This window comes from Nocardia jinanensis (genome assembly GCF_014645735.1).
In the GTDB taxonomy this organism is placed as follows: Bacteria; Actinomycetota; Actinomycetes; order Mycobacteriales; family Mycobacteriaceae; genus Nocardia; species Nocardia jinanensis.
In genome coordinates this window covers 26,350-42,640 of sequence record NZ_BMMH01000004.1, presented here as the reverse complement: position 1 = coordinate 42,640, position 16,291 = coordinate 26,350, and the positions used below count along the sequence as shown (strand labels likewise).

The window sequence follows — 16,291 nt, the reverse complement described above, 5'->3', positions numbered from 1 at the left end:
AGCTTTCCCGAACAACGAGGAGCTCATCCCATGGCTCGTTTCACCGATAGGACCGCCATCGTCACCGGCGCCGCCCGCGGTATCGGCGAGGTCTACGCGCAGGCGCTGGCCGCCGAGGGCGCGTCGGTCGTCGTCGCGGATCTGAACGAAGAGGGCGGCACGGCCGTCGCCGAGAAGATCGTGGCCGACGGCGGCACCGCGTCCTTCCACACGGTCGACGTCTCGGATCCCGATTCGGCGAAAGCGCTGGCCGATTTCACCGTCGAGAAGTACGGCAAGATCGACCATCTGGTCAACAACGCCGCCATCTACGGCGGGATGAAACTCGATCTGCTGCTCACCGTGCCCTGGGACTACTACAAGAAGTTCATGTCGGTGAACCTGGACGGCGCGCTGGTGATGACCCGCGCGGTCTGGGAGAACATGGCCGCCAACGGCGGCGGTTCGATCGTCAACCAATCGTCCACCGCGGCGTGGGTCTACTCCGGCTTCTACGGTCTGGCCAAGGTCGGAATCAACGGCCTCACCCAGCAGCTGGCCACCGAGCTCGGTGGATCGAATATCCGGGTCAACGCGGTCGCCCCCGGCCCCACCGATACCGAGGCCACCAAGACCACGACACCGCAGAGCATGGTCGAGGAAATGGTGAACCGGCTGCCGCTCAAGCGGATGGGTACTCCCGACGATATGGCCGGCGCGCTGCTCTACCTGCTCTCCGACGACGCGTCCTGGGTCACCGGGCAGATATTCTGTGTCGACGGTGGTCAGGTGATCCGCTGATGAGCGCCGGCACCCGGGTGGGCTTCATCGGCCTGGGGTCGATGGGCGCGCCGATGGCCGAGAAGCTCCTGGATTGGCGTGGCGGGCTCACCGTCTGCGATACCCGGGCCGAGGTCCTCGAGCCGTTCACCTCCGCCGGTGCGGAAGCGGCCGCGACGGCGGCCGAAGTGGCCGCGAAATGCGGGATCATCTGCATCGCGGTGGTCGACGATCAGCAGGTGCGGTCCGTTCTCGCCGGTGCGAACGGTGTCCTGAGCACTGCCGCACCGGGCACCGTGGTGGCCGTGCACTCCACCATCGGCGACGAATCGGCCGTGGAATTCGCCGGACTCTGCGCCGAACGCGGCGTGGATCTGATCGATGCCCCGGTCAGCGGCGGCGCCGCGGGCGCGCGCAGCGGGCGGCTGGCCGTGATGATCGGCGGCAGTCCCGAGGCGGTCGACGCGGTGCGCGAACCCTTCCGCTGTTTCGCCGATATGGTCGTGCACGCGGGCGAGGTGGGAACCGGTACCCGGATGAAGCTCGCGCGCAATCTGCTCCATTTCATTTCCTTCACCGCCGCCACCGAGGCGCAGCGGCTGGCCGAGGCGGCCGGACTCGATATCACCGTGCTGGGCAAAGTGGTCCGCCATTCCGACGCGGTGACCGGCGGAGCCGGTTCGATCATGTTGCGTGATACGACGGCCCCGATCGAAGACGGCGACTTCTGGCTGTCGATCCTCACCCATGTGCGGGAACTCGGTGAGAAGGATCTGTCCCTGGCCCTGGACCTCGGCGGCCGGGTCGGCGCCGAACTCCCGCTGGCCGCACTGGCGCTGACGCGATTCGGCGAGGGTCTGGGCGTCGGGCAGGGCGCAGTCGCGGCCGCGCGGGAAAATGTCACACCCGCCGGGCGGGACAACGGCACAGCCACCCGGCAGGACAGTGTTACTGCCGCTGAGCGGGAGTCTTCCGACACCGGCGGGCCGGAACGTGTCACCATCGCCGAGCGGCACGACGCCACCGCTGCGACACCTCCGGGACCCGTCGCGCAGAACGACAGTAAGGAAGACGAATAATGGCCGACGCCACCCCTCTCCGCCCCCTCCCCGCCGCCGAAGCCACCTGGGACCGCACCGCCGATGTGGTGGTCGCGGGCTACGGGATCGCCGGGGTCTGCGCGGCCATCGAGGCCGCGCGGGCAGGTTCCAGGGTGCTGATCCTGGAACGCACCAGCGGCTGGGGCGGGGCGGCGGCGCTGGCCGGCGGGTTCATCTACCTCGGTGGCGGCACCCCGTTGCAGAAGGCGCTCGGTTTCGAGGACAGCCCGGAGAACATGGAGAAGTTCATGCTCGCCGCGCTGGGTCCCGGTGCGGACGAGGACAAGATCGCCGACTACTGCCGGGGCAGTGTCGAACACTACGAATGGCTGGTCGCCAACGGTGTGCCCTTCAAGGCGGAATTCTGGGGTGAACCCGGCTGGGAGCCCCCGCACGACGAGGGGCTGATGTATTCCGGCGGCGAGAACGCCGCCCCGTTCAACACCGTCGCCGAGCCGGCCCCGCGCGGGCATGTCCCGCAGATGAGCAATAAACGGACCGGCTCCAAGGGCGGCGGCTACATGCTGATGAAACCGCTCGCCGAAACGGCCGAGAAACTGGGTGTCACAGCGGAATACGATGTGCGCATCCAACGGCTCATCGTCGACGGAGACCGGGTCGTCGGTGTCGTCGCCAAACAGTACGGCAAGGAACTCGATATCCGCGCCGAACACGGGGTCGTGCTGGCCACGGGCAGTTTCGCCTACCACGACCGGATGATCGAGGGCTTCGCTCCGCGGCTCATCGGCCGCCCGGGCGCCGCGATCGAGGAACACGACGGTATCGCGATCCGGGTGGCCCAGGCCCTCGGCGCGGATCTGGCCCATATGGATGCCACCGAGGTCGCGTTCTTCGGCGATCCACAGATGATGGCGCGCGGCATCCTGGTCAACGGGCGCGGTCAGCGTTACGTCCCCGAGGACACCTATCCGGGCCGGATCGGACAGCTGACCCTGTTCCACCAGGAGAACCAGGCGTATCTGATCATCGGCGAAGCCGCGTACGAGCAATCGCTGACCACCGAGACCTCGACCCCGTTCTTCCGGCAGCCGCCGACCTGGGCCGCGGAGACCATCGCCGAACTCGAATCCGATATGGGCCTGCCCGAACTCGCCCTGCAGAGCACCGTCGAGCTGTACAACAAGCACGCGGTGGACGGTAAGGACCCGCTGCTGGGCAAGAAGCAGGAGTGGACCAAACCGCTGGAAGGTCCGTTCGCGGCCTTCGATATGCGCGGATTCACCGCGGGATTCACCCTCGGTGGCCTGCGCACGGATCTGGATTCGCGGGTACTGCATGTGAGCGGGGAGCCCATCCCCGGGCTGTTCGCCGCGGGCCGCTGTACCTCCGGAGTCTGCGCGGGCGGGTACGCCAGCGGAACCTCGCTGGGTGACGGCAGTTTCTACGGTCGCAGGGCTGGGATTGCGGCCGCGAAGAACTGAAACGGTACATTCAGACACATGTCCGAAGGTGAACCTCTCGTCGTCGAAGCGACCCGTCGACGCCTGTCCGCGAAACAGGCCGATACGGTCGACAAACTGACGAAGGCCGCGGTGGAGGTGCTGACACGCGAGGGGTTCGCGGGAATGACCATCCGGATGGTCGCCGCCGCGGCCGGTGTCGGCACCGCCACCGCGTACACCTACTTCTCGTCGAAGGAACATCTGGTCGCCGAGATTTTCTGGCGGCGGCTGGTGGCGGCGCATTCTCCGGTCAGCGAGGACCCCGATCCCATCGTCCGGGTGGTGGCCGAACTGCGGGCCATCGCTCTGCTGGTCGCCGATGATCAGGAAGTCTCCGGCGCGGTCACCAGCGCCATGCTCGGCCGCGACCCCGATGTGGCCCATCTGCGCGCCCGGATCGGCCTGGAGATTCGTACCCGCATCGAGCGCGCGCTGGGCCCCGACCCGGATCCCGAGGTGGTGGTCTCGCTGGAGCTGGTCTACGCGGGTGCACTGGTCCGAGCCGGTATGGGCTATGCCTCCTACGCCGATATCGCCGACCTCATCGAGAAATCCGCGCTGTTGATCCTGCGCTGAGTACCGGGAAAGAAGCTTCGAAAGCATGAACAAGCGTCCCAAACAGCTCGACTCGTCCTTCGTCCCGGCTGTCATCAAATACATGTCCAAGGTCAACACCTGGGCCTACCGGAAGACCGGGGGGCGGATCGGCGGCACCTGGCGCGTCGGGGCGGGCCTCCGTAAACCGGTGCCCACGCTGCTGCTTGAGCACACCGGACGCAAATCCGGTAAGCAGTTCACGGTGCCACTGCTGTACCTGCGCGACGACGCGGACATCGTCGTGGTCGCCTCGCAGGGCGGGCTGCCGAAGAATCCGCAGTGGTACTACAACCTCGTCGCGCAGCCGGATACCACCGTGCAGGTCGGCAAGGACCGGATTCCGGTACATGCCCGCCTCGCCGACGATGCCGAACGCGATCGGCTGTGGCCGAAACTGCTCGAACTGTACGCGGATTTCGACAACTACCAGTCGTGGACCGAGCGCCGTATCCCGGTGTTCGTGCTGGTCCCCCGCACACCCTGACGATCGCGGCACCCTGCGTGCCTGCCCATCGGACACCGGTGTATCTCCTCCGCGAGGACAGATACGGCGGCACCCGAGGGGCGCCGCCGTATCAGCGACTGGTGCGTAACTGTTTCACGCTTGCGCGGGCACATTGGCCCGCTCGGTGCCTATGGTGGTGTCGGGTCCGTGCCCGGTGTGGACGACCGTCTGTTCCGGTAGCGCGAACAGTCGCTCGTTGATGGAGGCGAGGATGGTCGGGTAGTCGGAATAGGACCGGCCGGTCGCGCCGGGGCCACCCTCGAACAACGTATCGCCGCTGAACACTTCGCCGCCCTCGGCGAAGTACAGGCAGCACGACCCCGGCGAATGCCCCGGAGTGTGCAGTATCCGCAGCTCCGCGCCACCGACCCCGAACACCTCGCCATCGGCGAGCCGACGGTATTCGACACCGGGATGGGTCTGCTGCCAGAGCATATCGTCGTCGGGGTGCAGGAAGATCGGCGCACCCGTCGCCGCGGACAGTGTCGGCGCCACGGTGACGTGGTCGTTGTGCGCGTGTGTGCACACGACGGCTGTCACCCGCCGACCGGCGACAGCGTCGAGTATCGGCTGGGCGTCGTGCGCGGCATCGATGATCAGTACTTCGCTGTCGTCACCGACGAGCCAGATATTGTTCGCCACGTCCCAGCAGCCCCCGTCGAGGCAGAACTGCCCCTCGGTGACAATCCGTTCGACCCGGGCGGTCACAGCACCACCACCGAGCGCAGTACCTGTCCGCCGTGCATGGTGTGGAAGGCCTGTTCCACCGCGTCCAGCCCGATCCGCTCGGTCACGAACTTGTCCAGTGGCAACCGGCCCTGCCGGTACAGGTCGATCAGGATCGGGAAATCCCGCTCCGGCAGACAGTCCCCGTACCAGGACGATTTCAGCGAGCCACCGCGGCTGAAGAAATCGATGAGCGGCATCTCCAGTGTCATATCGGGGGTCGGCACCCCGACCAGCACCACAGTGCCCGCCAGGTCACGCGCGTAGAAGGCCTGCTTCCAGGTTTCCGGGCGACCGACCGCGTCTATCACCACATCGGCGCCGAACCCGTCGGTGAGATCCTGGATCGCGGTAACCGCGTCGGTGGCGGACGCGTCGACGATATGGGTCGCGCCGAGTTCACGCGCCCAGTCGAGTTTCCGGGCGTCGGTGTCCACCGCGATGATGGTGCCCGCCCCCGCCAGCCGGGCGCCGGCGATGGCGGCATCACCGACTCCACCGCAGCCGAGCACCGCCACCGAATCCCCGCGGCCGACGTTTCCGGTGTTCACTGCCGCGCCCAGTCCCGCCATGACGCCGCAGCCGAGCAGCCCGGCCACCGCCGGATCGGTCTCCGGGTCGACCTTCGTGCACTGACCCTCGTGGACGAGGGTTTTGTCGGCGAAGGCGCCGATCCCGAGCGCCGGGGTGAGTTCGGTGCCGTCCTCCAGCGTCATCGGCACACTGGCGTTGAAGGTGTCGAAGCAGTACCAGGGGCGGCCGCGCCTACACGCGCGGCACTGGCCGCAGACGGCACGCCAGTTCAGGATCACGAAATCACCCGGTTCGACATGGGTGACCGCCGAACCCACCGTTTCCACCACACCCGCGGCCTCGTGTCCGAGCAGGAAGGGGAACTCGTCGTTGATCCCGCCCTCGCGGTAGGTCAGATCGGTGTGGCAGACCCCGCACGCCTGGATCTTCACCACCACGTCCCGGGGCCCGGGATCCGGAACGACGATCGGGACCAGCTCGACCGGGGCACCGGAACTGCGGGCGATGACACCTCGAACCTGCTGTGGCACAGCATCTCCTCTCGGGCGGTAATGCGGCAATGCACGATGCCGCATACGTTATCGGTCCGAGCGACACCAGGGCAGTGCCCCCGCCTGCTCGGCGGGGCGCGCACGGGGGCGGTCAGCAACGAACGAGCGGCCCGGCCGCAGTGCGGCGGCGTACCCATCGGGCACGCCGCCACACCGTCGGCAAACTCTCAGAGAACTCCCCAGGCCTGCAGCAGATAGGTCACATTGGCGGCGATGGAAGTGACGACATTCGCCAGATTCAAGGCCGCGGACCCGGTTTCGATCATTTTCTACTCTTCTTCCTCATCCGTCCCGACCGGCGCCCAAGGTACCGACGAAGGCGGAGCCGGGCAAACGATCGATTACCGGGCCAATGGGCTCCGGCAGCCCGTGCAAGCCGGCCACATCATGTGATCAAGTGTCCGAAAAAGCGATCGGACACATGTCCCACTCAGTGCGCGGCACAATCCACCGAGCCGCGAGACCACGCCGGTCGAGGGTCCTACGAACGAGAACCGAAAGCGCGCAACGGCTCAGCCGGCGATACCCGCCTCGGGTTCGGGGCCGGGCCCGTCGGCCCGCAACTTGAGCAGCGTCAACCCCGCGGTACACGCCAGGATGAGACCGATCACACTGATCACCACATGGAGGGTTCCGATACCGAAAGCCGCCGCGCCCAGCCCACCGGCGAAAACCAGCCAGCTCAGCACTCTGCCCACAGTCGCACCCGCACCACCTGATACAGGATCCGCCGCCGGCTCCGGGGCCGCCGCTGCGACGGACTCCTCCGCCACGTCCGGCAGGTCGGTGGTGGTCTGGTCTCCCATCATCTACTCCTCGATGGCGCCGATCCGGAAATCGTTTCGCGCCTACCACTTCAGTGCATAGTCACCGAGAACCCTCGATGTCTCATGCGTCACTTCAGCAACATACGCTACGACCACAACTCGAAGATTGTTACGCGACACAAGCCCGCGACACGCGGCTGATATCAATTCGATACCTGAAACGTACCCCGCCGCCGCCGTTCTACACGCGGTAACCAGCACCATCCGCCGATACGGGACTAGTTCTCATCGGCACGCTCAATTAAGGTTGGGCCACTGACATATCACAGGAGCGTCACCGATGGAGAGCAAAACGAAGGTCGCCGGGCCGCTGGCGGCCGCCGGAGCGGTTTCCCTCGGGCTGGTCCTCATCGGCGCGTGCGGGATCGGGCAGGAGGACACCTATGTGCCGCCGCCCCCGATCCACTCGGGGCCGCAGGCCGCCGAACCGGCCCAGTACACCGGCGAACCCTCCACCAGCGTCGCCAAGGTGCTGATACCGCCGTCACCGACCTGGCGGATGGCCCCCGAACCGCCACCCCGGCGCACTCTTCCGCCGGAATACCAGATCTCGGTCACCGCCTCCACCGGCCCCGGCGCGGGGCCCCCGGCGAACGAGACCACCCGCCCGGTCACCCTGTCGGCGCCCCCGGATCCGTCCACCTCGACCGAGCCCGGCTGGACCACCGCTTCGCTGCCGAGTCCGCCGATCGAGCCGGCACACACCGAATCCCCGATCCCCGCACCGGCTTCGACGAGCGTGGTCATCGCCCCGGACCCGGCACCGCCCCAGGCCCCGGCGCCCGCCGAACCGCCTGCCCCCGCGCCTCCCGCGCCCGCGGCCGCACCTCGGGCGGCGGACGAACAGCCGTCACCGGAAACCGGAACCACGGAAGACACCTCGACAGAGTCCTCGTCCGCCCCGCCTCCCGACGTGTCTCCCGCACCCCGGGTGGCCGTGCCGACCACGGAACCGGCCACCCCGGACGCCATCGAGGAATCGAGCCCGGCGGTCCCGGTGCCGACCGTCACCCCGCTGCCCGGTAGCCGAATCCGGTGACGATCCGAAAACCGATACCGGCGAAGAGCCTTCAGCGCTCGGCGTAGGCGACCGACCGCTGGGCGGCGGCAACCATCGGCCGCAGGGCGTTGGTAAACCCTTCGGCACCCACCGCCGCGATCTCGACGTCCTTACCCGTATGGATCGCGTAGCGGCCGTCCTCGGTGATATCCACCCAGCACAGCACACCGAACGGCGCCGTACCGGTGGCGCGGTGCACCGACACCACGATCTGGCCGATACCGTCGCGCGGCTGTTTGAGCCGCCTGCGGATACGGGTCGGCACCGCGGGCCCGGATACCGGGACGGTGACCCGGTCCCGGCCGTCCTCGACGACCTCGGCCCGCGGCGCGTGCAACCGCCCGCCGACCCCGGCGGGCGCGGCCGGCAGCGCCGCGATCACGCGCACCGGCAGGGAGGTGCCGGTACCCGCGGTGATCCGCAGTTCTCCACCCCGATCCGGGTACGCGCCCGGACGCTGGGTGGCGACCACCGCGATCCGGCCCGCCGAAGCGCCGAGCACCCGCACGGCCGGAGCGCCACCGCCGTCCTGCCCGAACGCCGCCACGCTCACCTCGGGACAGGCCAGCACCCGCAGCGCGGCCTCCAGGTCGGCGTCCAGTGTGCTGTCGCACCATTGCCGTAATGCGGGCAACTGCGCGGCGCGCTGGGCGGAATCGCGAGCCGACAGGCGTACCGCCAGCGGGTAGGGAATACGGTCGCCGACGGTCCGTTCCCATGCCAGGGCGAACTGGTCCGGGGTCAGGATCCAGTTCACTCCACTTCCGTCCACTCACCCAGAACCGGCGGGGTGGTGGGGTCCAAGGCGCCGATCAACTGCCCGGCCGGTTCGCCCGGTTCCAGATAGGTGAGGTCCTCGTCGACGAAGTGGAGATCGTCCTCGGCCGGGTCGGACCGCTGCGCGCGCGGCGCGACCGGTGTACTCGAACGGACGGATTCGGCCGCCATGGCGCCGCCCATCATGCCGCCGATCGCCCCCGCCCCCATCCCGGTGACCGCCTCGCCACTCGAATGGCGCTGCTGCTCGTCCTGGGAACGTTCCTGGTCGGTATTCGACCCCGCCGGGCGGACGGGAGCGGTGAGCACAGGGACACCCGTTGCCGTCGCGGCGATCGTCGGGGCGCTTCCGGACGGAACCGGGGCCGGGCCGGACGCGGCGGCGGGCACGGTGGCGGGCACGGTGGCGGGCACGGTGGCGGGCACGGTGGCGGGCACGGTGGCGGGCACGGTGGCGGGCACGGTGGCGGGCACGGTGGCGGGCACGGTGGCCGGCGGCGCGGTCGCCGCGGCCGCGGTCTCCGTCGGCAAACCGTCCGGAGTGGTCTCCGGGGTCTCGGACACGACGGGGGCGGATGCGGCCACCGGCGGGCTCGGTTCCGTCGGAGCCGCCGCGCCTGGACGGGACGGCTCCGGCTGCTCTTCCACCGTGGTGGTAGCGACGGGTCCGGCGGACGAAGGTCGCTGCCCCACCGCGTTTTCCGGATCGGAAGCCGCGGGCTCCGCCGACGTGGTCCCGGCCGGTGCGTCGGTGCCGGGTACCGAATCCGGCAGGTCCGGGAAGGCCGGAACCTGCGCGCCGGTGGGGATGAAGGCACCGGTGTAGACGCTGTCCATCACCCGGACCACATCGGCGCGATCGTCGTCGGCCTGCCGCTGGACCGCGATATTGCCGGTGGCGGCGTATGGATCCAGCAGAGCCGCCGCGAGATCCGGCTCGGCCCCGGCGGGCTCGGGGACCGCGGCGCGCAGCGTTTCCGCGGCCTCGCCGGCCCGGCCCAATCGCTGCCCGACCGTCGCGAGCACATCGGCGATATGGCGCCCGGCGGCCTCGAAATCGCGGACCGCCGCCGCGGCCAGGCCCGCCGCCGAACCACGCCAGCCGTCGGCGATGGCGCCACGGATCTCGGTATGTGCCTGTGCCACCGCGTCGGTGAGGCCGGTCGCCGCACCCTGCCAGGCCTGACCGCCGGTCTGCAGCACCGACGGGTCCAGCGCGGCCACCCCGGCATGGATCTGCTGATGGGTGAGGTTGTCGAATACTTCTACGGTGGGGGCGTACTCGGGATCTACGCGGTAGTGGACACCGCGTGCCCCGGCGCGGGGCAGTTCACGCACCGGAGGCCCCCGTCGGTTCGGTGGCGGCGACCAGTGCCGCGGCGACGTCGGTATCGGCCTCCTGATAGGCCGCCGCGGCGGTGCGGAAGGTGTGCGCGAGCTGCCGGGCCGCCCCGGAGTACCGGCGCAGCGCCGCGATCGCGTCGGTGGCCTTGCCCTCGAATCCGGTCCGCAGCGCCGCACCCGAGTCGAATCCCCCGAATCCGGGTAGTGATACCGCCGCGGCGAGGTTTTCGATCTGTGCGTCCACCTGGTCGGCGAGTTGTTCGTAGCGCAACGCGCACCGCTCCGGCGCGCCCTCGGCCACCAGTACGCCGTCGATCCACAGCTGCCCGTCTTCGACGGCCGAATCGAGCGTGGTGATCGTGTTCGGCTGCATCGCGTCCCCCTTCCTGCTCCGCTGTCACACAGCGTGTTTCACGGTCGTCGCACCGACCCCGCGACGATCTCCTGCGTCCACTGCACGATATCCGCCGTCACCCGGGTACGCACGCGCTCGTGCAGCAGATCGTGCCCGGCATCGGCGTATTCGCGCAGTTCCACCGAGTCGCGCTCGCGCACCCAGGCGCGGACCGGATCGATCGGCGCGCGACGATCGTCCACGCCGTGTACGGCCAGCACCGGGGGTAACCGCGGCGCGGCGGTACCGGGACGGTCGCCGAGAGCGCGCGACGGGGTGCCGCACAGCACCAGCCCGCCGAGCAGGTCCGCCGGCAGCGCCGGGTTCGCCGCGACGGCGGGGTCGAGGGCGGGCGGCGTGGCGCCGAGCACGGCGAGCGCGGTGAGCGCGCCCAGCGAATGTCCCATCAGTGTCAGTGGAAGGTGCGGAGCCTGCTCGTGCGCGAGGGCGAAGAACCCGGCCGCGTCGGCGACGAGCTCGGACAGCACCGGCCGTGCCGCGGGATCTCCTTCACTGAGGCCCTGCCCCGCGGGATCCAGCGTCCAGACGGTGATACCGGCGTGATTCAACTGCCGGGCGAACTCGTGGTAGTGACCACTGTGCTGACCCGTACCGGGTAGCAGCACCAGGCCCGCCGCGGCCTCCTCGACCGGCCGGTCCCGATAGTGCAGGCGGCCGCGAACGCCGTCGAAGAAACCCATGGCCGAATTCTGACAAGAATCACCGCCTGATGGTGTGCCGCATTTCGAGACCACCGGAGTACCGACCCGGGAGAAGTACAGCGGGTGCGGTCCGGTGCTCGGGTCAGGCGGGGGCGGGAGCGGGCGCCGGACCGGGCGCGGGCGCAGGTGCGGGAGCCGGAGCGCCGGGTTCCGCGGGCGGCGCGGCAGGCGCGGACTGCGGAGCCGGTGCGGGGGCCTCGGGTACCGGGAACATGCCGACTGTGGGTGTCATCACACAGAGCGCGCCCGGGTAGTCGATGGTGCCCCACATGGACGCGAGCACCGTTCCCGGACCGCTGTCGATGGTCTTGGACAGCGACGGGGTGCCGAACTCGGTCGGATCGTCGAGCATCGTGATACCGCTGAGACCGTTGTTGATATTGATCCAGGCGACCACCAGGCCGGAGGCCTGCGGGATACCGGGGTGCCCCGGGGTGGCGTGGAAGGTCAGCGTGCCCGGCCTGCCGATGATGTTGGCGCTGGGGCCGTTGGCGGTACCGGCCGCGATGATGGTGGTGATCGGGCCGTTGCTGCCGCACCCGAAGGTGGGGGCCGCGTAGATGAAGGGGGTGTACAGGCCGATGGTGTTGATGTGGTTGGCGGCGACGAAGTCGGCGTAGCTACCCAGCGCGTCCACTCCGGCACGACTCTCGGGCTGGTCGGCGGTCCGCTCGGTCAGCGCCCGCATCGCCGCTTCGGCCGGGGTGGGCGCGGGCGCGGCCGCCGCCGGGGTGAAGGCGAGCGTTGCGCTGATACCGAGGGCGGCTGCCGTGGCCGCGGTGCGCGCGATGAATTTGTTGTGCACTGCTGACTCCCTACATCCGATCTGGGCGACGGTGCCGGATCTCGGCCGGCGACCCCCCGCCCACCGCAGCAAAGTACCAGGCCGGTCAGGTCGCCGCCCGGTCACACTCCGCTCTCGTCCGCCGTGATCCACCCTGTGCCCTCACCACATGTGATGCACTCGACACGGCAGGATTGCTCAGGGGTGTAAATTCTATGCGGGACAATCGAGACATACTTGGAGATGTGTATGAAATTAACTCTGTCTCCCGACGAGGTCACCTTCCGTGACGAGCTGCGGAAGATCTACACCACCGCGATCCCGGCCGAGATCCGGGAACGCGTGAAATACGGTCATGAGCTGTCCCGCGAGGACGTCGTGGTATCGCACCGGGCCCTCAACGAGAACGGTCTGGCCGTACCGAACTGGCCGGTGGAATGGGGCGGCAAGGACTGGACCCCGATGCAGCGGCATCTGTGGCAGGACGAGATGCAGCTGGCCAGCGTGCCGGATCCGCTGACCTTCAACGCCACCATGGTCGGCCCGGTCATCGCGCAGTTCGGCTCCGAGGAGCTCAAGAAGCGCTTCCTGCCGCCCACCGCCAACCTGGACATCTGGTGGTGTCAGGGCTTCTCCGAGCCCGACGCGGGCTCCGACCTGGCCGCACTGCGCACCACCGCCGTGCGCGACGGTGATTCCTACATCGTCAACGGCCAGAAGATCTGGACGACGCTGGCCCAGTGGGCGGACTGGATCTTCTGCCTGGTCCGCACCGACCCGAACGCCCCGAAGAAGCAGGCCGGTATCTCCTTCTTGCTCTTCGACGTGAAATCGCCCGGTGTCACCATCCGGCCGATCAAACTGATCGACGGCGGCTACGAGGTCAACGAGGTCTTCTTCGAGAACGTCCGGGTTCCGGCCGATCAGCTGGTGGGCGAGGAGAACATGGGCTGGACCTACGCCAAGTTCCTGCTCGGCAACGAGCGCACCGGTATCACCGGGGTCGCTCGCACGAAAGTGCGGATCGGGGTGGCCAAGGAGTACGCGGCCACCACCAGGTCGGGTTCCGGGACCCTGCTGGAAGACCCGTTGTTCGCGGCGCGGATCGCGGAACTGGAGAACGAACTGCTCGCGCTCGAGCTCACTCAGCTGCGCGTGGTGTCGAACTCTTCGGAGGGCAAACCGAATCCCGCGTCGTCGGTGCTGAAGCTGCGCGGTTCGGAACTGCAGCAGGCCGCCACCGAGTTGCTGCTGGATATCGCCGGACCCGACGCACTGCCGGTGCACGCCGCCGATATCGGGTCGCCGGAATGGGCGCAGCGCACCGGCCCGAGCTATCTCAACTACCGCAAGACAACCATCTACGGAGGTTCCAGCGAGGTGCAGCGCACCATCATCGCCTCCTCGATCCTCGGATTGTGAGGTCAGGTAATGGATTTCGATCTCACCGATGAACAGGCCCTACTCCGCGACACGGTGCGCGACCTGCTCAATCGCCACTACAACCCGGAATCCCGGCTCGAGGCCATCGGCACGGATCTCGGCTGGAGCCGTCAGGTCTGGAATCAGCTCGCCGAACTGGGCGTACTCGGGCTGAGTTTCACCGAGAAGGACGGCGGTATGGAGGCCGGTCCGGTGGAGACCATGCTGGTGCTCGAGGAGATAGGCCGCCGGCTGGCGCCGGAACCGCTGCTCGACGCGGTCCTGGTACCGGGCGGGTTGATCAGCGCGGTGGGCACGACCGACCAGCGTCAGCGCATCCTGCCCGAGGTCGCGGCGGGGTCGAAACTGCTGGCCTTCGCCCACGGCGAGCCCGGCACCCGCTGGCCCGACCATGCCATCGACACGGCCGCCACCGCCCAGGGCGAGGGCTATGCCCTCACCGGAACCAAGAATCCGGTACCGCACGGCGACTGCGCGGACGATCTGGTGGTCAGCGCGACCCTGCCCGACGGCGGTCTCGGACTGTTCCTGGTCGCCGCCGACGCCGACGGGGTCGACCGCACCTCCTACGCGACGGTCGACGGCCTGCGCGGCGCCCAGGTGGTTCTGGACGGCGCAGCTGCCGAACTGCTCGGCACCGGTGGCGATGCCACGAACGCCGTGAACGAGGTACTGACCCGGGCCCAAGCCGGTCTGTGCGCGGAATCGATCGGGGCGATGGAGGAATCGCTGCGCCTGACCACCGACTACCTGAAAACGCGTAAACAGTTCGGTGTCACGCTGGCGAAGTTCCAGACCCTCACCCAGCGCGCCGCGAATATGTACGTCTCGCTCGAACTGGCCCGCAGTATGAGCTACTACCTCACCGCCTCGCTGGTCGACACCGGCGATCCGGTGATCGCGTCCCGCGCCCGGTTGCAGGTCGGCCGGTCGGCACGACATATCGGCCAGGAGTCGATCCAGATGCACGGCGGTATCGGCGTCACCTCCGAATACCCGGTGAGCCACTATGTGGCCAGGCTCACCGCCATCGAGCGCACCCTCGGTAGCTCGCTGGAACATCTGCGGGTGCTGACCGCGCAGGTCGCGGACTACGCCCAGCCGGAGCTCCGGGCATAACCTCCGCATTCGCTCCGGCTGTGGGTGAGCTGCGCCGGACGCCCGGCGAGCCTCCCCGGCTCCGGACGCCCGGTACGACTCACCGGGCGTCCGGCCGGAGCAGGCCGGTCACCTCGCTGTCCGCCAGCTGGTGGAAATCGCGGTAGGCCCCACCCACCCCGGCCAGCGCCGGTGGCGCCAGCGGGCACACCACCTCGTCGGCTTCGGCGCTGATCCGGTCGAGCGCCTCGGGCGCCGAGACCGGTACCGCGACCACGATGCGCCGGGGCTGCTGGGCGCGGGCCACCCGGCAGGCCACCACGACCGTCGCGCCGGTGGCCACCCCGTCGTCGACGATCACCACGGTCCGATCCCGCAGCGGCACCGGCGCCCGGTCACCGCGCCACAGTGTGCGACGCCGGTCCAGTTCGGCGCGCTCATCGGCCTCGATCGCGTCCAGCCGCTTGCGGTCCAGCCCGGTCTGGCGCAGTACATCGGCGTTGACCACCCGGGCCCCGTGCTCACCGATCGCCCCCGCCGCCAGTTCCGGTTGCCAGGGCACCCCGAGTTTGCGGACCAGCAGGATGTCCAGATCGCCGCCGATGATCTCGCGGACCGCCGCCGCCACCGGGACCCCGCCGCGCGGCAGTCCGAGCACCAGCGGATCCTCCGCACGCAGGTGCGTCAGTTCGCTTCCCAGCGCGCGCCCGGCGGTGACTCGGTCGGCGTAGAGCATTACCTCTCGACGCTACTCGCCTCCGGCTCCGCGACAACGAACCTGCGCAGCGCGAGGCTCGGATTGGTGCGGCGGACCCGTCGCACCGAGTCGGCGTCGAGTTCTGCGAGGGCGATACCGGGCGCGTCGGCGAGTTCGCTCAGCACCCGGCCCGCCGGGTCGACGATCATCGAGGCACCGGCACCGCGTGGACCGCACTGGTCGGCCGCGGCCAGGTAGACGGTGTTCTCGATGGCCCGCGCCCGCAGCAGCGTGGTCCATTGATCGACCTTGCCCGGTCCGGGGATCCATTGCGCGGGCAGCAGCAGGACCTGCGCGCCCGCGGCGGCCAGCCGGCGGAAACCCTCCGGGAACCGGAGATCGAAGCAGGTCTGCAGACCGAAGGTGAGACCGTCGGCGGTGAACAGAGCCGTATCGGCGAGCGGCCCGGGGGCGACCACCTCCGATTCGCGCTGACCGAACGCGTCGTAGAGGTGCACTTTGCGGTAGCGGGCCCGCAGCGACCCGTCGGGGCCCAGCACCACCAGAGTGTTGTGGATCCGTTCGTCACCGGACGCGGCGGTCTCCACCACTCCGGCCACCAGATACACCCCGGTCGCTGCGGCCAGTTCGGCCAGGGCGGTGACGAACGGACCGTCGAGCGGCTGCGCGGCCGCCAGGGCCCGCTCATCGAGCCGGCCGAGAGCGAACATCGAGTACTCGGGAGCCACCACGATCCGCGCGCCCTGCTCGGCCGCGGCGCGCACCTGCGCGGCGAGCGCGGCGAGATTGGCATCGATATCGGTATGCGGCGCGAACTGCACGACCGCGAGAACCGTCGCGCCGTTGTGCGGGTCCGAGAGGTCGGTGGGGTCGGCGTTCATGCTGTCAC

17 protein-coding genes and 1 pseudogene are annotated in these 16,291 nt (G+C 69.0%); 8 read left to right on the top strand and 10 right to left on the bottom strand.

From position 1 onward, the window contains the following. Nucleotides 1-30: 30 nt before the first annotated feature. From IEY68_RS11420 to IEY68_RS11400, 5 genes and pseudogenes are all read left to right on the top strand, one after another. A complete protein-coding gene (locus IEY68_RS11420; RefSeq protein ID WP_058854475.1) occupies nt 31-780 on the top strand; it encodes an SDR family oxidoreductase in 750 nt (249 codons plus the stop codon). Then, nucleotides 780-1,643: pseudogene (locus IEY68_RS11415) on the top strand (NAD(P)-dependent oxidoreductase); the annotation flags it as partial. The gene IEY68_RS11420 and the pseudogene IEY68_RS11415, both read left to right, overlap by 1 nt. Nucleotides 1,644-1,837: 194 nt before the next feature. Continuing rightward, nucleotides 1,838-3,301 carry an FAD-dependent oxidoreductase gene (locus tag IEY68_RS11410; protein WP_058854476.1) on the top strand — a complete coding sequence of 488 codons (1,464 nt, stop codon included), beginning with the start codon at nt 1,838-1,840 and terminating at the stop codon, nt 3,299-3,301. Nucleotides 3,302-3,319: 18 nt separating this feature from the next. Then, nucleotides 3,320-3,898, top strand: a complete 579-nt coding sequence (locus IEY68_RS11405) for a TetR/AcrR family transcriptional regulator (protein WP_058854477.1) — start codon at nt 3,320-3,322, stop codon at nt 3,896-3,898. 25 nt (nt 3,899-3,923) lie between these two features. Next, entirely contained in the window at nt 3,924-4,403 is a 480-nt protein-coding gene (locus IEY68_RS11400) for a nitroreductase family deazaflavin-dependent oxidoreductase (protein WP_058854478.1), read from the top strand. 114 nt (nt 4,404-4,517) lie between these two features. On the opposite strand, the gene IEY68_RS11395 is transcribed toward IEY68_RS11400, so the two are convergent. From IEY68_RS11395 to IEY68_RS36100, 3 genes are all read right to left on the bottom strand, one after another. After that, nucleotides 4,518-5,132 carry an MBL fold metallo-hydrolase gene (locus IEY68_RS11395; RefSeq protein ID WP_058854479.1) on the bottom strand — a complete coding sequence of 205 codons (615 nt, stop codon included), beginning with the start codon at nt 5,130-5,132 and terminating at the stop codon, nt 4,518-4,520. After that, nucleotides 5,129-6,214: an S-(hydroxymethyl)mycothiol dehydrogenase gene (locus IEY68_RS11390; protein ID WP_058854480.1), complete on the bottom strand. Its 1,086-nt coding sequence runs from the start codon at nt 6,212-6,214 to the stop codon at nt 5,129-5,131. Before IEY68_RS11390 ends, IEY68_RS11395 begins: the two co-directional genes overlap by 4 nt. Before the next feature lie 533 nt (nt 6,215-6,747). Next, nucleotides 6,748-7,041 carry a hypothetical protein gene (locus IEY68_RS36100; protein WP_229718728.1) on the bottom strand — a complete coding sequence of 98 codons (294 nt, stop codon included), beginning with the start codon at nt 7,039-7,041 and terminating at the stop codon, nt 6,748-6,750. A 301-nt stretch (nt 7,042-7,342) separates the two neighbouring features. On the opposite strand from IEY68_RS36100, the gene IEY68_RS11380 reads away from it, so the two are divergent. Continuing rightward, the gene (locus IEY68_RS11380) at nt 7,343-8,101 is read left to right on the top strand and encodes a hypothetical protein (protein WP_058854481.1); all 759 of its coding nucleotides are present in this window, start codon (nt 7,343-7,345) and stop codon (nt 8,099-8,101) included. Between the two features lie 31 nt (nt 8,102-8,132). On the opposite strand, the gene IEY68_RS11375 is transcribed toward IEY68_RS11380, so the two are convergent. The 5 genes from IEY68_RS11375 to IEY68_RS11355 all read right to left on the bottom strand — a co-directional run bounded on the left by IEY68_RS11375 (nt 8,133) and on the right by IEY68_RS11355 (nt 12,164). Continuing rightward, on the bottom strand, nt 8,133-8,879 hold the full coding sequence (locus tag IEY68_RS11375) for an ESX secretion-associated protein EspG (RefSeq protein ID WP_062998111.1): 747 nt from the start codon (nt 8,877-8,879) through the stop codon (nt 8,133-8,135). Beyond that, nucleotides 8,876-10,237 carry a WXG100 family type VII secretion target gene (locus IEY68_RS11370; RefSeq protein ID WP_189094218.1) on the bottom strand — a complete coding sequence of 454 codons (1,362 nt, stop codon included), beginning with the start codon at nt 10,235-10,237 and terminating at the stop codon, nt 8,876-8,878. The genes IEY68_RS11375 and IEY68_RS11370 overlap by 4 nt, the downstream gene beginning before the upstream one ends. Continuing rightward, nucleotides 10,230-10,616 (bottom strand): hypothetical protein, encoded by a 387-nt coding sequence (locus IEY68_RS11365; protein ID WP_058856575.1) that lies wholly within the window; start codon nt 10,614-10,616, stop codon nt 10,230-10,232. Before IEY68_RS11365 ends, IEY68_RS11370 begins: the two co-directional genes overlap by 8 nt. A gap of 38 nt (nt 10,617-10,654) precedes the next feature. Beyond that, nucleotides 10,655-11,338 carry an alpha/beta hydrolase gene (locus IEY68_RS11360; protein ID WP_058856574.1) on the bottom strand — a complete coding sequence of 228 codons (684 nt, stop codon included), beginning with the start codon at nt 11,336-11,338 and terminating at the stop codon, nt 10,655-10,657. A 103-nt stretch (nt 11,339-11,441) separates the two neighbouring features. Further along, nucleotides 11,442-12,164, bottom strand: coding sequence for a hypothetical protein (locus IEY68_RS11355; RefSeq protein WP_058856573.1), 723 nt, complete (start codon nt 12,162-12,164; stop codon nt 11,442-11,444). Between the two features lie 228 nt (nt 12,165-12,392). Between IEY68_RS11355 and IEY68_RS11350 the strand changes: the two genes are divergently transcribed. Both IEY68_RS11350 and IEY68_RS11345 read left to right on the top strand, forming a co-directional pair. Continuing rightward, entirely contained in the window at nt 12,393-13,565 is a 1,173-nt protein-coding gene (locus IEY68_RS11350) for an acyl-CoA dehydrogenase family protein (protein WP_058856572.1), read from the top strand. A gap of 9 nt (nt 13,566-13,574) precedes the next feature. Beyond that, nucleotides 13,575-14,705: an acyl-CoA dehydrogenase family protein gene (locus tag IEY68_RS11345; RefSeq protein ID WP_058856571.1), complete on the top strand. Its 1,131-nt coding sequence runs from the start codon at nt 13,575-13,577 to the stop codon at nt 14,703-14,705. Between the two features lie 79 nt (nt 14,706-14,784). On the opposite strand, the gene IEY68_RS11340 is transcribed toward IEY68_RS11345, so the two are convergent. Both IEY68_RS11340 and IEY68_RS11335 read right to left on the bottom strand, forming a co-directional pair. After that, nucleotides 14,785-15,420 (bottom strand): phosphoribosyltransferase, encoded by a 636-nt coding sequence (locus IEY68_RS11340; protein ID WP_058856570.1) that lies wholly within the window; start codon nt 15,418-15,420, stop codon nt 14,785-14,787. After that, a complete protein-coding gene (locus tag IEY68_RS11335) occupies nt 15,420-16,283 on the bottom strand; it encodes a carbon-nitrogen hydrolase family protein (RefSeq protein ID WP_058856569.1) in 864 nt (287 codons plus the stop codon). The genes IEY68_RS11340 and IEY68_RS11335 overlap by 1 nt, the downstream gene beginning before the upstream one ends. Between the last annotated feature and the right edge of the window lie 8 nt (nt 16,284-16,291).

What these genes read in the sequence shown, in the direction of transcription:
- IEY68_RS11400 (WP_058854478.1), top strand. Translation starts at nt 3,924, where the DNA reads ATGAACAAGCGTCCCAAACAGCTCGACTCGTCCTTCGTCCCGGCTGTC.
- IEY68_RS11420 (WP_058854475.1), top strand. Translation starts at nt 31, where the DNA reads ATGGCTCGTTTCACCGATAGGACCGCCATCGTCACCGGCGCCGCCCGC.
- IEY68_RS11365 (WP_058856575.1), bottom strand. Translation starts at nt 10,616, where the DNA reads ATGCAGCCGAACACGATCACCACGCTCGATTCGGCCGTCGAAGACGGG.
- IEY68_RS11405 (WP_058854477.1), top strand. Translation starts at nt 3,320, where the DNA reads ATGTCCGAAGGTGAACCTCTCGTCGTCGAAGCGACCCGTCGACGCCTG.
- IEY68_RS11350 (WP_058856572.1), top strand. Translation starts at nt 12,393, where the DNA reads ATGAAATTAACTCTGTCTCCCGACGAGGTCACCTTCCGTGACGAGCTG.
- IEY68_RS36100 (WP_229718728.1), bottom strand. Translation starts at nt 7,041, where the DNA reads ATGGGAGACCAGACCACCACCGACCTGCCGGACGTGGCGGAGGAGTCC.
- IEY68_RS11345 (WP_058856571.1), top strand. Translation starts at nt 13,575, where the DNA reads ATGGATTTCGATCTCACCGATGAACAGGCCCTACTCCGCGACACGGTG.
- IEY68_RS11380 (WP_058854481.1), top strand. Translation starts at nt 7,343, where the DNA reads ATGGAGAGCAAAACGAAGGTCGCCGGGCCGCTGGCGGCCGCCGGAGCG.
- IEY68_RS11340 (WP_058856570.1), bottom strand. Translation starts at nt 15,420, where the DNA reads ATGCTCTACGCCGACCGAGTCACCGCCGGGCGCGCGCTGGGAAGCGAA.
- IEY68_RS11360 (WP_058856574.1), bottom strand. Translation starts at nt 11,338, where the DNA reads ATGGGTTTCTTCGACGGCGTTCGCGGCCGCCTGCACTATCGGGACCGG.
- IEY68_RS11335 (WP_058856569.1), bottom strand. Translation starts at nt 16,283, where the DNA reads ATGAACGCCGACCCCACCGACCTCTCGGACCCGCACAACGGCGCGACG.
- IEY68_RS11410 (WP_058854476.1), top strand. Translation starts at nt 1,838, where the DNA reads ATGGCCGACGCCACCCCTCTCCGCCCCCTCCCCGCCGCCGAAGCCACC.